At 39.2% G+C, this 14,791-nt stretch carries 14 protein-coding genes; 10 read left to right on the top strand and 4 right to left on the bottom strand.

Features of this window, described 5'->3' with window-relative positions; genetic code table 11:
• The first annotated feature begins 21 nt into the window (after positions 1-21).
• Together ACFE93_RS12980 and ACFE93_RS12985 are read left to right on the top strand one after the other, a co-directional pair.
• Entirely contained in the window at positions 22-804 is a 783-nt protein-coding gene (locus ACFE93_RS12980; RefSeq protein WP_375473678.1) for a Uma2 family endonuclease, read from the top strand.
• A gap of 445 nt (positions 805-1,249) precedes the next feature.
• Positions 1,250-2,962 (top strand): RNA-directed DNA polymerase, encoded by a 1,713-nt coding sequence (locus ACFE93_RS12985; RefSeq protein WP_375473679.1) that lies wholly within the window; start codon positions 1,250-1,252, stop codon positions 2,960-2,962.
• A gap of 10 nt (positions 2,963-2,972) precedes the next feature.
• On the opposite strand, the gene ACFE93_RS12990 is transcribed toward ACFE93_RS12985, so the two are convergent.
• Positions 2,973-4,538, bottom strand: coding sequence for an NERD domain-containing protein (locus ACFE93_RS12990; RefSeq protein ID WP_375473680.1), 1,566 nt, complete (start codon positions 4,536-4,538; stop codon positions 2,973-2,975).
• Between the two features lie 160 nt (positions 4,539-4,698).
• Between ACFE93_RS12990 and ACFE93_RS12995 the strand changes: the two genes are divergently transcribed.
• From ACFE93_RS12995 to recG, 6 genes are all read left to right on the top strand, one after another.
• On the top strand, positions 4,699-4,950 hold the full coding sequence (locus ACFE93_RS12995; protein ID WP_375473681.1) for a helix-turn-helix domain-containing protein: 252 nt from the start codon (positions 4,699-4,701) through the stop codon (positions 4,948-4,950).
• A gap of 474 nt (positions 4,951-5,424) precedes the next feature.
• Positions 5,425-5,592, top strand: coding sequence for a hypothetical protein (locus ACFE93_RS13000; RefSeq protein WP_375473682.1), 168 nt, complete (start codon positions 5,425-5,427; stop codon positions 5,590-5,592).
• A gap of 215 nt (positions 5,593-5,807) precedes the next feature.
• On the top strand, positions 5,808-6,602 hold the full coding sequence (rpsB, locus tag ACFE93_RS13005; protein WP_104909752.1) for a 30S ribosomal protein S2: 795 nt from the start codon (positions 5,808-5,810) through the stop codon (positions 6,600-6,602).
• Between the two features lie 242 nt (positions 6,603-6,844).
• Positions 6,845-7,789, top strand: a complete 945-nt coding sequence (tsf, locus tag ACFE93_RS13010) for a translation elongation factor Ts (protein WP_375473683.1) — start codon at positions 6,845-6,847, stop codon at positions 7,787-7,789.
• Positions 7,790-8,015: 226 nt separating this feature from the next.
• Entirely contained in the window at positions 8,016-8,885 is an 870-nt protein-coding gene (locus ACFE93_RS13015) for a hypothetical protein (protein WP_375473684.1), read from the top strand.
• 123 nt (positions 8,886-9,008) lie between these two features.
• Positions 9,009-11,495, top strand: a complete 2,487-nt coding sequence (gene recG, locus ACFE93_RS13020) for an ATP-dependent DNA helicase RecG (RefSeq protein WP_375473685.1) — start codon at positions 9,009-9,011, stop codon at positions 11,493-11,495.
• A 240-nt stretch (positions 11,496-11,735) separates the two neighbouring features.
• Here recG and ACFE93_RS13025 read toward each other — a convergent pair whose 3' ends face one another.
• Entirely contained in the window at positions 11,736-11,867 is a 132-nt protein-coding gene (locus ACFE93_RS13025) for a hypothetical protein (RefSeq protein ID WP_375473686.1), read from the bottom strand.
• Positions 11,868-12,029: 162 nt separating this feature from the next.
• Between ACFE93_RS13025 and ACFE93_RS13030 the strand changes: the two genes are divergently transcribed.
• Both ACFE93_RS13030 and ACFE93_RS13035 read left to right on the top strand, forming a co-directional pair.
• Entirely contained in the window at positions 12,030-12,179 is a 150-nt protein-coding gene (locus tag ACFE93_RS13030) for a hypothetical protein (RefSeq protein ID WP_234017182.1), read from the top strand.
• 90 nt (positions 12,180-12,269) lie between these two features.
• A complete protein-coding gene (locus ACFE93_RS13035) occupies positions 12,270-12,908 on the top strand; it encodes a histidine phosphatase family protein (protein WP_375473687.1) in 639 nt (212 codons plus the stop codon).
• A gap of 99 nt (positions 12,909-13,007) precedes the next feature.
• Here ACFE93_RS13035 and ACFE93_RS13040 read toward each other — a convergent pair whose 3' ends face one another.
• Both ACFE93_RS13040 and ACFE93_RS13045 read right to left on the bottom strand, forming a co-directional pair.
• Positions 13,008-13,157 (bottom strand): hypothetical protein, encoded by a 150-nt coding sequence (locus ACFE93_RS13040; protein ID WP_375473688.1) that lies wholly within the window; start codon positions 13,155-13,157, stop codon positions 13,008-13,010.
• A gap of 574 nt (positions 13,158-13,731) precedes the next feature.
• The gene (locus ACFE93_RS13045; protein WP_375473689.1) at positions 13,732-14,685 is read right to left on the bottom strand and encodes a glycosyltransferase family 2 protein; all 954 of its coding nucleotides are present in this window, start codon (positions 14,683-14,685) and stop codon (positions 13,732-13,734) included.
• Positions 14,686-14,791: the final 106 nt, after the last annotated feature.

The following is a 14,791-nucleotide window of genomic DNA, read 5'->3' on the forward strand; positions in this document are numbered from 1 at the left end:
CGTAGCACTGAGTTTACAACCATGACAGCTACTCTACCTGTTAGTGTCGAATCAGAAATCTTCTACCCCAGTGCTGATGGTCAACCAGTGGCAGAAACCTACGACCACCTTTATGCTTTACTAACTACCTTAGAAGTCCTGAAACAGTATCTGGCAAATCGTCAGGCAACAGTATTGGGAAATCAATTTCTTTACTATGCACAGGGCTTTCCCAAATTGCGGGTAGCCCCAGATGTAATGGTGATTTTTGATGTTGCACCTGGCGGTCGGGACAACTATAAAGTTTGGGAAGAGGGTCAAGTACCCACAGTTATTTTTGAAATGACATCCTTTGGGACTAAGGGACAAGACGAAATCTTCAAAAAGACCCTTTATGAGCAGCTAGGTGTCAACGAATACTGGCTATTTGACCCTAAAAGCGAGTGGGTGGAACAACAGTTACGTGGCTATCGCCTGCGGGGAGAAATCTACGAACCGATACAAGATGGACGCAGTGAACCGTTACAACTACGCTTGGTGGTTGAGGGAAGGCTAATTGGGTTTTATCGAGAAGATACAGGGGAAAAATTACTGATCCCTAGTGAATTAGTAGAGGCTTTACGACAGGAAGTTTTAGCAAGACAGCAAGCAGAAGAACTAGTAGAACAGGAACGCCAACGAGCTGAACAGGAACGCCAACGAGCTGAACAGGAACGCCAACGAGCTGAACAGGAACGCCAACGAGCTGAACAGGCAGAATTGCAGATAGAACAGTTAAAGGCAAGGTTGCGATCGCTCAATGTAGACCCCGATACTATTGAGTAACACACAGAGTCGTCACTGGACTATAAAAATTGCTGCACGCTGTAGTAAAGACAACCCAGATTACCGACGATACCTTTTTCCACTTTCTTGATGAGTAATAATACTCGTAGTCGGGAAGTAGAATTAAGGCGCTCTTCAGTCAGTTTACAGCTTTAGTTAAAATTCCCTTTTAAGTACTAGCATCTCTAACTTTATTAAAATTACTAATGACTTTGTGACACTGTGTAGTTTATTTTCCTGTTAGTGATTTATAGTTTTTGGAATTATATAGGGAATACTAAATTTTAGACTCCTTCCCAGATAAAACTGATATTAGTAAATTTGACTATCACTATTAGATTTCAAAGGAGATTCAACAATCTTTTTATGCGTAAACAGTAGCGATGAAAGCTACTTAAATTAAAGTCAAGAATAAATAATAAAATTTGAATCAGATAATAATCTAATGAGTAAAGAATTTTGGATTGGACAGATAAGGAAGAGAGAAGTTTTTGAAAAAGCATACGTGTATGCTATATCTTACAGAATTACCCATGATTCATACTGTAATTTTATTGAAATAGATTATTACAGACAAAATAAAGAAAAGCTGTTTCAAGAAATTGAGTTAGTTCTTGAAAACCCAAATTTATACGAAGCAGAAACTGCTTTCTCTTTTTATCTGCCAAAGTCAAATATGTTTTTAAGAAGGATGATACATACTCCTTTTAAAGATTTAGTAATTAAATTCATTTTTGTATCTGTCCTGGCTGAATTATTAGATTTTACTTTTATTAAACATTGTTTTTCATATCGGCTTAATAGAAATACTGAAAAAGAAAAAAAATCAAAAGGCTATTTGTATAAGTATTATTATGAAGGTTTTCAGGATTTTATAGCTTGGCAATTAGCACAAGTTGAGAAAAACACTTGTATACTTAAAACTGACATATCATCATTTTATGATTCCATATCACACGAATACTTGCTCTTAGCAATATCAAAACAAATCAATATAAGAAGAGATACAGATTTTATGCTTCTTTTTGATAAAACTTTGAAGTTCAAAATCTGCTACTACTCAATTGTGGATGGTAAATTAAACGAAACACATAATAGCCAAGGTATACCTATAGGAAATGAAGCAGAAGGATTTCTAGCCAATATATTTCTCAAAGAAGCTGATGAAGCATTATTCAATCTTGGTATAAACTTTGGAAGATATGTAGATGATTACCGCATTTTTACTAACAATAAGAATGATGCAGTAAAGGCTTCAATAGTGTTACAAGAATTTCTTTTAAAAATAGGTGTGAATTTGAATGCTTCAAAAACCAAAATTATAGAAGCTCAAGAAAAAATAATTGAATTCATTGAAGATTCAAAAGACAGCGGTGTTTCAGCAATGCCATTTCAAGAAGATAGATATGAGCAAAGCAAGCAAGAAAATAAATTAGATAAAACAGTCTTAATTAAGGAAATTGATTCGGCAAAAGCAAGCAGGCAAAATGAAGTATTCAATGATTCAAAGCAGAAAATACTGTTTGAAAATTTAGAAGATATTAATGATGAAGATAAAGCCAAACAATTCTGTAAGTTTTTAAATGAAATCTCATTAGGCACAAAGTTAGAACCTCAAATATTTACTAAGCATATGGAATGGCTTTATCAATTGTCAAAAATATATCCAAAACATTGGAAATTATACTCTTGGTTGTTTGTAAAATTTTTATCTCTTGATTATAGTAATGATATCCAGATGATTAGCCTTAAATATCTTTTTTTATTATTTAACGATGAACTTGTAAATACATTTATTAAGACTAGAGTCATTCATCATCTAGTTAAACCACGAAAGGGAGCATTAACTTATATAGAAAGAATATCAAAAAGAAAAGTTTTAAAAGAAAGAATTATTGAACATATAACTCAGTTAATGACAATCAGTTGTATAGCATTACAATTAAATTGTATATATGCTTACTATTTAATTTTAAAAGACCATAAAAATGTTGAAGATTTTGTATCTAATAACTTAAAACGTCCAATACCAGAACCGATTCAATATGCAGTTTATCACATTAGGTCTTTATGTTATCAAGGTTCTCCAAAGTTGGTTTCTTTTGAAGAGATTTTGGAAGAGAGTGAAATAGAATCTGACGGTTTTATCTTCCATTAAAAATAAAATATTAAAAGTCAATTTCTATATCAGGTGATTCATAAATAATAAGAAAGCTTTTTGCTCTGGTTGCCCCAACATATTTGTTAGCAATATCCCAATTACTTGGTATTAATGTTTTAGGTTTCTCAAACAATAAAAGTATAATATCATTTTCCAATCCTTTATACATTCCTATATTCGACCACTGAATAGTATTTTTGTCTTTATTAGAAAATGAATACTGTTTGAGATGAAAACGGTTGATATGCGAATAACCTGAAAGTATGGACTTTGAGAGTGGATACATATCAGTTAACACAACAGTTTGAGCAGGTGTAATATTCTCATGATTAACTAAATTTAAAATATCTTCTTCTAACATTTTAAATATATCATTTATATTTTTGTATTCTCGTTCTATTACGTCTCTTCCCCGAATTGATGAACTTTTGATTGGATGGACACAGGATACATATGGCTCTGCATACTTGAAGATATTGTGAGTGTTCCGACAGTTTTTATCTAAAACGTTTGGGTTTACTTGGAGTGCTAATTGATTTGCATTCTTTGAAACATTCTGATTACTATCTTGAAAGATATAAAATATTCCATCATCTGGAATTAAATTACTCAATTCATTAATTTCGTGACGCTCAAAGTCTTGTCCTTCATCAACAATGATTGCCGTATATTGAAATTGCAGCTTAGATTGGCTTGTCTGTATTTCCTCATAGCTATAAACTACACAATTCCCTGTTTTAATTTCATTTTCTAAAGAGGCTGAAAGGTAAAGAGAAAGGTTATTAGATTTGCAAATTACAAGTGTTTTAATATGATGCTGACATAATCTTCTAACTTTTTCTATTGCTAACTGAGTCTTTCCTGAACCAGCACATCCTAAAATTATGGACTGAGGTTGTAGATATAGATTATTCAAAATGTTGAATTGTTGTTCCGTTAATTGAATAATCTCTTGTTGGATTTCACCAATATCATTGGCAATATATTTTTTGAATCCAGTACTTGGAGATATAAGTTGAATAATTAAATTTATGCGATCATCTCCTAAGACTCTGCTGTTTGGGCTTGGTTCATAATAATGGAAGACAGAAGAGATCCATTTACTAATATTTTTTAGTTGAGGGCGTAATAGTAATATTTCTTGAGGTGCTTCAGAAGGAAGTCCGTTTATAACTTCATCAACATCGGGAAAAATTACACAGTGTCCAATACAAAAATCTCGCTTTTTAAATTCGTTATACTTACCAAGAAACTCAAAAAACTTATGTTTAATTTCTTTAGCTTGGATAAATGGTGATATTTTCATTTTTTTATCATTTGTATACCAAGCCATGTTAACTGCATCATAACTTATTGTTCCACCTTTTGCTTCTATAATGAGTATTCCTTTTTGAGGATGAACAATAATAAAGTCAGCTTCTCTATCTTGTACAACGTATTTGATGTGTTGCCACCAAGCCCCATGAAAAACAATGTAATCATCACTTAAGTTTTTTGCAAAAATATGAAATAGCTTTTTTTCTGCATTACTTTTTGTTGTTGACGATAACTTTTCAGGAATTATTATTGCCATAAACATTAACCTTCCACTTTTAGCTTGAGTTCGATAAAGATGTCGGCGTCAAATTTTTTGCAAATTTATTAACAAGCAGTACTAGTGCGAAAAAATTAAGTAAATTATATAACATATTTAAATAAATATTGCGTATTATTCAGTATGAACATTGGTTTAGTTGCACAAACATTACCATTTCGCACGAGCATTTAAGGTAACAACTGGACTGTTGCCTTATCAATATGTCCTCCGGTGTCGGCGGGAACTAGCCCAAAAACTCTTACATAACCAAAGGCGATCGCTGGCGCAAATAGCCGTAGAAGCAGGATTTGGCAACCAGAGTCACATGACATCTGTATTTCAGCGAATGCTACACACAACTCCCAAGCGTTATCGGCAAGAAATGAGTAGTATTTTAGACTATGTATGAAACTGATATATGTGTAGTTTTCTGCAAGACGGTTTGAAAAACTCATCCTATCTGGGTTTAAAATTTGCTATATCTGAGTTTTCAGCATCATTTACAACGGAAAATCAAGTCTTTCGAGATTATCTTGCAGATTTTTGGTTATATCTTGGCTAAATACCAAGTAGACAATTTGTTACCTGTATTTTTGCTACATTTCTTACCTGAGACAGAATACAATAGATGAATCTCTAGCGCGTTTCAATCTAGTAAGTCTCAACAATACTAATTTAATTGAGAAGACTGTTTTATACAGTAATTCCCAAGCAAAAGTGAATCAAAGGATAAATAAACCGCCAGCCTTTTAAACACCCAGAGACGCTAAGAGATTAACAGATACTCCAAAGACAGGTTAGCGTTTTATTTCCTACTTCCACTAGAAAGTCCAAGATTGATGTAGAGTCAAGAATTTACCTTTAAGTACTGAGGTATAAAATTATGCAAGAGATTGCAAGATTCTTTGGCAACTTGTTCAGTGGCATAATCAACCGCTTTAAGTATTCGGCGATGGACGCTGCCGATCGCAAAATGAGAGAAACTATCGACGATCAGATTGAACAACGGCGACAAAAACCCAAACCTCAAGATCGAGAAGACCGGGAGTAGACCTTTAAAACAGCAAGATTTTTATTACTAGTGCTGCTTGATTGTTGAGTAGGCAGCGCTATTTTCTTGACCTCACTTGGTCAAGCAACTACAACTCTTCAGAATATGCTAACCTAGTATAGTTAACTAATCTCGCACATCTAAGAATTCGGGTGTTTCCCGATTGGGAAATGCACTTGGATGGAGGTTTAACCCGAATCGGAGTTGAAAAATATATGCCAGTAGTTTCATTGGCTCAAATGATGGAGTCGGGGGTTCACTTTGGGCATCAGACCCGGCGTTGGAACCCAAAAATGTCTCCTTACATTTATACTTCCCGCAATGGCGTGCATATTATCGACTTGGTGCAAACTGCCCAGTTGATGGATAATGCTTACAACTACATGCGATCGCACGCAGAACAAGGGAAAAAATTTCTTTTTGTCGGCACTAAGCGCCAAGCAGCTGGAATTATTGCCCAAGAAGCTAGCCGTTGTGGTTCCCACTACATTAACCAACGCTGGTTGGGCGGAATGTTGACCAATTGGGCAACCATCAAAACACGGGTTGACCGTCTGAAAGATTTAGAACGCCGTGAAGAAACTGGTGCACTAGATTTATTGCCAAAAAAAGAAGCATCAATGCTACGTCGGGAAATGACGAAGCTTCAGAAATACTTGGGTGGCATTAAAACAATGCGGAAAGTGCCCGATATCGTGGTAATCGTAGACCAACGCCGGGAATATAACGCAGTTCAAGAATGCCAAAAGCTGAATATTCCGATTGTGTCCATGTTGGATACAAACTGTGACCCCGATGTAGTAGATATCCCCATCCCAGCAAACGACGATGCTATCAGATCGATTAAGCTGATAGTCGGAAAATTGGCAGATGCCATTTATGAAGGTCGTCACGGTCAGCTGGATGTTGAAGATGATTACGAAGATTACGACGGTAGTGAGTATGACGAAGACTACGAAGAAACCGAATATACTGATGCCGTAATTCCCGACGAGGAAACAGAAGAATAGTGCTGAGTCAAGAGTGCTAAGTCCTGAGTAAGATAGAAAGACTCAGCAAATTGAATAGTGCTGAGTCTTGATTTTTGAAGTTGTAAGTTGTGATTTGTCAATGAAGAATAAAATTGATAACTGAACACTCAAAACTCAGCACTCAAAACTCAGCACTCAAAACTCAGCACTCAAAACTCAGTACTCAGTACTAAATTAGGTGAGTGATTACAACTCGAGGTCAAGTTAGGAATTGAGGCAACATGGCGGAAATATCTGCAAAACTCGTCCAAGAGCTACGCCAAAAAACTGGTGCCGGCATGATGGACTGCAAAAAGGCGCTGATAGAGACTGAAGGCAACGTAGAAGAAGCCGCAGACTGGCTACGGAAAAAGGGCATCTCTAAGGCGGGGGCAAAAAGCGATCGCATTGCGGCAGAAGGGCTAGTAGACACTTACATTCAGCCCAAAGGCCGAGTGGGTGTACTCATAGAAGTCAACTGCCAAACCGACTTTGTTGCTCGTAACGAGGCTTTTAAAGCTTTAGTTAAGAATCTAGCAAAGCAAGCAGCGACAGCTGATAGTGTTGAGTCTTTGTTGGCTCAACCCTATATTGATAATGAAAGTGCGACTGTAGAAGAATTTATCAAGCAAACCATTGCCACCCTTGGTGAAAATATCCAAGTGCGTCGCTTTGTTAATTTTGCAATAGCAGAAGGCACACAAGGTGTAGTAGACAGCTACATTCACACTGGCGGTCGAGTTGGTGTATTAGTAGAACTAGGTTCCAAAACTGAGTCAGCAGCGGCTAATTCCGAGTTCCAAACCTTGGCACGGAACACTGCAATGCAAGTTGCGGCTTGTCCCAATGTCGAGTATGTGAGTGTAGACCAAATTCCCGCCGAAGTTGCCCAAAAGGAAAAAGACATTGAAATGGGCAAGGATGATTTGGCGAACAAGCCTGAAAACATCAAAGAAAAAATTGTTCAAGGACGGATTGAAAAACGCTTGAAAGAATTGACTTTGCTCGATCAGCCTTACATTCGCGATCAGAGTATTTCCGTGGAAGACTTGATAAAGCAAGCGAAAGCACAATTAGGCGAAGAGATTCAAGTGACTCGCTTTGTCCGTTATATACTGGGCGAAGGCATTGAAAAGCAAGAAATGAGCTTTGCTGATGAAGTCGCTGCACAAATGGGCACCAAGTAATATTAGTCGTTAGTCATTAGTCTTTACCAAGGACAAATGACGAATGACTAATGACTCTTTACAAAACAGGTCAGGTTATTTGCTTGGCCTGTATTTTATTTAGTAAAGATAGAAAATTTCGCATTTAGCATTTAATTTAAAATCTAAAATTCTCTAAAAAGTTATCCTAAAATAAGTTTGTACATTTGTACTATGTAATGGTTCAGATGGGCAAGAGCGAAAAAATATGGCAAGAGCAATCGAGCGAATTGAGCAGGATATTGCAGCACTCCAAGAAGCGATCGGGGCGATCGCAATCGAACTACAAAGCGCTTATGCTAGTTATCTAAACACCTTGGGGCTAGCTGTACGCAAACAGTTGATTCTTGCGAGTTACCACCTCTGTACCCAAGGATATCCCGAAAACTTTTTGCATTTGTCATTGAATCAGCGCCAACAATTGCAACAAGCTACTCGTAAGTTGGGTCAATTGGCAGCTGAACAATTGCTCATTTATCTTAAAAGTGAAGAATCACAGGAAGATGAGGTGAATGAGGTGGATGAGGTGGATGAAGAAGATGAGGTGAATGAGGTGGATGAGGAAGTAACATCCTCTTCATCTTCACTATTTTTCACTTCTAATTCTCAGTATCTGACTGCCAACACCTCCGATCCTACAGAACTGGCAAAATGGCAACAGAAATTAGAAGAGGCAGCGCAAGATATACTGAAAAAACTTTCGCATGATGCTAATCTTTTGTTACAAAAAGCTGGAGTATTACCGAAAAAATTACCAGAACCGATTTTAGCAGCAGCAGCGGCAGCATCAGAAGCATCTGCTGAGGTAATGCCAGGGCCACCCAATTTATTAAACTTAGTAATTGAAATTGAAAATGAGCAACAGTCAGAAGATTCTGGACTGACTCAAATCATGGCTATTAACCTGCGGCTAGGAGAAATTGAATTTGCTGATGTGACACTTTCTTCTGAGCGCAGGCAAATCCGCAGTATTTTAGTTAAGCTAAACAAACTAGGACGAGAGTATAAAAAGAGATATAAAGAAAAGGCGATCGCTGAAGCGGAAGCTGCATGGCGTGCTAGTTGGTTTGAGGATTAGTCATTTGTCCTTTGTCCAGAGTCAAATGACCAATGAATCAATGACCCTTCGGGTTCGCCAGTTGCTCATGGGGGAAACCCCCAAGACCGCACTGGCTCACCAATGACTAATGACCAATGACCAATGATTAATGAAAAACCAGATTGGATACGATTGCACAAAGCCTTAGCAGTAGAAGCTGAACGTGGCTTTACAGACTTGATGGGCAGAGAATACCGTTTCAGTGAATTTCTGAGCCTAACTTTGGGCAAATTCCCAACAGGCTTACCCCAAACTGAACGCCGCCGTTGGCAAGGATTAGCGGTGCAATTTGCAAGTTATCCACATCTAGCACTGGAAGAAAGGCAGCATTTAATAGCAGAGACTCGTAGGTATCTTTCCCAACTACAGCAAGAGGAGCAGGGGGAGCAGGGGAGCAGAGGAGCAGAGGAGCAAGGGAGAATTTATAAATCCAAAATTAAAAATCCAAAATCTCCAATTGTTACTGAGGTGAGTCGGAGACTTGCACCGAAAATTGAGCAAAAACTCAGTGATTTACCAGAAATAGGTTTTAAAAAAGCTGATAATTTGGCACGGCTTGGTTTACATACCGTTCGTGACTTGCTTTTCTACTATCCTCGTGACCATATTGATTATGCACGTCAGGTGAATATCCGTGAGTTACAGGCGGGTGAGACGGTGACAATAGTGGCTACAGTGAAGCGTTGCAACTGCTTTACTAGCCCTAAAAATCAGAAATTATCAATTTTAGAATTGGTAGTAAAAGATAATAGCGGTCAAATCAAAATTGGCCGTTTTTACGCAGGTACGCGCTTTAGCAGTCGCGCTTGGCAAGAAAGTTTAAAACGCCGTTATGCAGTAGGTAGCATTCTAGCAGCCTGTGGGTTGGTGAAAGAAAGTAAATACGGCTTGACACTGGATAATCCAGAACTAGAGGTTTTAGCAAATCCAGGAGATACGATTGAGTCGCTAAATATTGGGCGGATAGTGCCAATTTATGGACTAACTGAAGGCGTGGTGGCGAATACAGTGCGACAGGCAGTAATTGCTGCTTTACCTGCTGCGGCTAACCTGAAAGATCCTTTGCCAAGTGGTTTGCGGCAGAAGTATGGTTTGATGGAATTAAAAGATGCGATCGCTAATATCCATTTTCCCAGTGATAGCGCCGTCCTGCAAGTTGCCCGTCGTCGCCTAGTCTTTGATGAATTTTTCTACCTACAACTTGGGTTACTGCAACGTCAACAGCAAGCAAGAGCGATTCAAACCAGTGCCATTCTTGTCCCACGTGGTCAACTTGTAGAGAAATTCCACGAAATACTGCCTTTTCAACTCACTGGCGCACAGCAACGAGTTCTCAACGATATTCTCAACGATTTACAAAAAACTGTGCCAATGAATCGTTTGGTGCAAGGTGATGTCGGTTCTGGTAAAACAGTCGTCGCTGTCTTAACTATCCTTGCAGCAATTCAATCTGGTTACCAAGCGGCGCTGATGGCTCCCACAGAAGTTTTGGCAGAACAACATTATCGCAAGTTAGTTAGCTGGTTTAATCTGCTTCATTTACCAGTGGAATTACTTACAGGTTCGACTAAAACTGCAAAACGAAGACAAATACATTCTCAGTTAGGAACTGGTGAATTACCTCTGTTAGTAGGAACCCATGCGTTGATTCAAGACCCAGTAAACTTCCAACAACTAGGGTTAGTAGTCATAGATGAACAGCATCGCTTTGGGGTAGAACAACGGGCACGTTTGCAGCAAAAAGGCAATCAACCTCATGTGTTAACTATGACAGCTACCCCAATTCCCCGAACTTTAGCACTAACGATACACGGGGATTTGGATGTGAGTCAAATTGATGAGTTACCACCGGGACGGCAAAAGATTCAGACAACAGTATTGTCAGGTCAGCAACGCAACCATGCTTACGACCTGATCCGCCGAGAAATTGTCCAAGGTACACAAGTTTATGTGGTTTTGCCCTTGGTGGAAGAATCAGAAAAATTAGATTTGCGATCGGCTGTGGAGGAGCATCAAAAGTTACAGGAAAGCGTTTTTCCCGACTTTCAAGTAGGACTGCTACACGGTCGCATGAGTTCAGCCGAAAAAGACGACGCAATAACCAAATTCCGCGATAATCAAACGCAAATTTTGGTTTCTACTACCGTTGTTGAGGTTGGTGTAGACGTACCTAATGCTACGGTGATGCTCATTGAAAATGCAGAGCGATTTGGACTATCGCAACTGCACCAACTACGGGGGCGCGTTGGTCGGGGTGCGGCTCAGTCTTACTGTTTATTGATGAGCAGTTCCAGAAGTCCTGATGCTCAACAACGATTAAAGGTGTTGGAACAATCTCAGGATGGCTTTTTCATCTCCGAGATGGATATGCGTTTTCGTGGGCCAGGGCAAGTACTGGGAACTCGTCAATCAGGAGTGCCAGATTTTACCTTAGCAAGTTTGGTTGACGATGAGGAAGTTTTACTTTTAGCGCGGCAAGCAGCGGAGAAAATAATAGAAATGGATGTTACTTTAGAGCGTTGGTATTTAATGAAAGAAGAGTTGAAGTATCGGTATGACCGCTTAATGGGTGGGGCGATTTTGACATAACATATTTGAGTTAGAAACCTACATCAAGCAATGAATCTTCAATTTGATTGCTGGGGGGCAGGGCAGGGCACTCAAGTTGACCCCAAACACTGACACAATCCTTGCTGAATCTGCACGGGCAGCAGCCGAGGTTGCCAAGGAAAGGACATTGAAACAGTTATACCATTTCTTTGTGAAGCTGCGCTAAATCTTTTAATTTCTTATTTCTTGGCGTACTTGGCGCTCTTGGCGGTTCGTTCTTTATTTCTTGCATATAAGCGCATCTTCATACAGAATTGGTATTAGGTAATGCGATCGCTGCTGCACTAAACTAACAATCTTCTTAGAGGAAAAGGCGATCGCACTCAATCGCCTTTTTATAGATTTTGCCAAACCCAACATCGTCAGTAACTAACAAGCCAATTCTCATCACAAGCAAAGGGTTTCGTAGCAACTTTAGAGGAAGAGGCTTAATTTTAGTAACGGAAAAATTTTGGTCGTTAGTAAAGCATCGTAATCAACGGAAGTTGAGGAATCTTGCATCTGAGTATAAAATTGCTCAGAAAGCTCTCAATCGGTTCAGTTTTGCTGTTTGGGGAATTCGCCAACGGTATCCGTATCCCAGCTCAAACTAGAGTATTAGCTCTTACCGCTACTTTTGTCAACGAAATCAAAAGTTTGTGGTTGATTGACTTTTTTGGTTGATTACTTTGTCCTGGTGTCACAGACTCGATTGCGAGATTGATGGTAGTTTATTTTTGCACAAACTCCTTTATCCCAATCGCAATACAAGCTATGACACTCAATTTATATTTACTGCGACATGGAGAAACTACTTTTAGTCAAAGTGGTAATTTCTGCGGTAAAACTGATGCGGAGTTGACCTCTGAAGGGATACAGATGGCAGAAAGTTTTGCCGATGTTTATCAAAAATTGAAGTGGCAGGCTGTTTATGTTAGCCCGATGAAGCGCACAATTGCAACTGCCAAGCCATTTTGTGATGCTATCGGTATGGATATGCAGTTGCGTGACGGACTTAGAGAAGGTAGTTATGGCTCTTGGGAAACTTTGAGTAAATCGTTTGTCCAAGAGAATTACGCCCAAAACTATGTAAAATGGTTGACAGAACCCGCTTGGAATGCACCCATTGGTGGAGAAACTGCGGTAGATATTGCTAACCGTTCTATGCCTGTAATTGCTGAAATTCAAGAAAAACATTCTCAAGGTAATGTTTTAGTAGTTTCCCATAAAGCCACGATTCGGATTATGCTTTGTAGTTTACTGGGAATTGATTTGGGACGCTATCGCTATCGGGTGAATATTTTGGTCGCGTCAGTAAGTATGGTTAAATTTGACGTTAATGGCCCCTTGTTAGAAATATTAGGCGATCGCCATCATATACCCGATCATATTCGCTTTCGTCCGGGAACATAACAGTCCCTTAAACAAAAACCGAACACCAAAACAAAAGGATTTGATTCACCGGACGAATGGCAAGAAATCTAAGGGCAAGAAAAAGTAATTAATCTGAAGTTATCCCATCAATGCTTCTGGTTGAGCCAAGATAGCTGCAATTTCGTCCCCTGACAATCCCAGCATCACTCCCTCAAGGAAGCGATCGCTCGCTCTGTGGGGGTAAGCAATCGGGCTTTGATAGTAAAGTGATTGTAAAAGTAGAATCAAGCCCTATAAAGCGTAAAATTCAAGCCCAAAATCACCATTACTGACCACTTTGCACAAATGTTAGAAAACACAAAATTACATGACATATTTAACTGCAATACGCTTGGGTTAAGCATTTTTTCTCTTCTCTCTGTTTCGCGCCAGTTGCTTCTCCCTTGGCGCTAGCCTCTCCCAATGTGAGAAGGGGAGACGCTGCGCGTAGCTTGCTTCCCCGGAGGGGTACAAGTCGGGGAACCGCAAGGGCGCACTGGCTTCTCTGCGCCTCTGCGGTTGTTAAAAAAGTTGACTTTGATAAAGAGTTTTAGCATTAACCCAAGCGTATTGGTTTATACAGTAGTTAATCCTGCCAGTTCGTTCATCATCAGAGAATCAGGTATTGATAGGACTTACGCAAAAATCGCCCAAAAGCTTAATTTGTCGAACCGCCAAGACGCCTTCGCGAAGCGTCTCGTTAGAGAAGAACGCCAAGAATTTGTAGAGTGTGCGTAAGTCCTAATTGAGTTGAGATGCGCGATATGACCAACAAAGTTTTAACAGGTTGATTACACGCTACTACTTCCCAAAGGTGTTTCAATCACGATACTTGCTGCATTTGAGCATAAGCTTCATAGACACCCTTCACGTTGTACCAGTTGAGAAAAATTCGAGCAATTTCTAAAGCCAATTGCGGTTTACCTAAATTAATTAGCCATTGCAATAACGGAGCCATTGTCCGTTCATTTAACGCACCATTAAGTGACAAAATCCCCCAAAGTAAGCGATGCAGCCAAGTCATTTGGATCATCATTCGCACTTCCCATGTAGGATGCTTTTGATAAAACAAAACTCCCATTCGTCCGCGTTGAATTTCTTGGTCAATCAATCGGGGAATTTGTTCTAAGTTAAATGCTGGATGCCAGTGATATCCTACGGCTTCTGGACATTTAATTAGTGTTAAACCTAGTTTTTTCAGCCGCACACCTAATTCTAAATCTTCCCAGCCATAGAGTTGAAAACTAGTATCAAAAAGTCCTGCTTTATCTAACCAATGTTTGGGAATTGCTACATTTCCCGTAGCAAAAAAAGCTGCTGAAAAATCTGTAATTTTGTAGGGTTCAGCAGTTGGGTTGTTGAAATTACAAGTATTAATAACTGCACCATAAGTAAAAAAGCGATCGCTCCCCAATTTCTCTTTCCCTTGTACTAGTGCATCAGTATGAGCTTGCAGGAAATTCTTCAGCACTACTAAATCACTATCAATAAAGATAATTGTGTCTCCTAGCGCCTTCTCTACTCCCAAATTCCGAGCCGCAGCTGGCCCAGCATGATCTTGCTGAAACCAGCGCACATGGGGAAACTCTTCTTTGTGTGCTGCTAACCACTCCAATGTGCCATCAGTAGAACCATCATCTACCAAGACAATCTCGTAATCAGTAACCGAACTTGGCTGACTCAACTCCTGCACCTCCAAGGCGCGGAGGCACTTTTCTAAAATCGGTTGGCGATTATAAGTCGGTATCACAACGCTGAAAAACACAGTCTCACCCACAACACTATTGATTTATCCATCTCCAGGATAGGACAGATGGAGCGCTGACACTGTTCCTAACTGAATTTGTAACTTCTTATTTTGAGATTTAGTACAAAATAAATCC

Origin of the sequence: uncultured Nostoc sp. (assembly GCF_964247315.1) — a bacterium.
Lineage (GTDB): Bacteria > Cyanobacteriota > Cyanobacteriia > Cyanobacteriales > Nostocaceae > Nostoc.

Coding starts and splice junctions, on each gene's coding strand:
- tsf (WP_375473683.1), top strand. CDS start 6,845: ATGGCGGAAATATCTGCAAAACTCGTCCAAGAGCTACGCCAAAAAACT.
- ACFE93_RS13000 (WP_375473682.1), top strand. CDS start 5,425: ATGCAAGAGATTGCAAGATTCTTTGGCAACTTGTTCAGTGGCATAATC.
- ACFE93_RS12980 (WP_375473678.1), top strand. CDS start 22: ATGACAGCTACTCTACCTGTTAGTGTCGAATCAGAAATCTTCTACCCC.
- ACFE93_RS13015 (WP_375473684.1), top strand. CDS start 8,016: ATGGCAAGAGCAATCGAGCGAATTGAGCAGGATATTGCAGCACTCCAA.
- ACFE93_RS13035 (WP_375473687.1), top strand. CDS start 12,270: ATGACACTCAATTTATATTTACTGCGACATGGAGAAACTACTTTTAGT.
- recG (WP_375473685.1), top strand. CDS start 9,009: ATGATTAATGAAAAACCAGATTGGATACGATTGCACAAAGCCTTAGCA.
- rpsB (WP_104909752.1), top strand. CDS start 5,808: ATGCCAGTAGTTTCATTGGCTCAAATGATGGAGTCGGGGGTTCACTTT.
- ACFE93_RS12990 (WP_375473680.1), bottom strand. CDS start 4,538: ATGGCAATAATAATTCCTGAAAAGTTATCGTCAACAACAAAAAGTAAT.
- ACFE93_RS12985 (WP_375473679.1), top strand. CDS start 1,250: ATGAGTAAAGAATTTTGGATTGGACAGATAAGGAAGAGAGAAGTTTTT.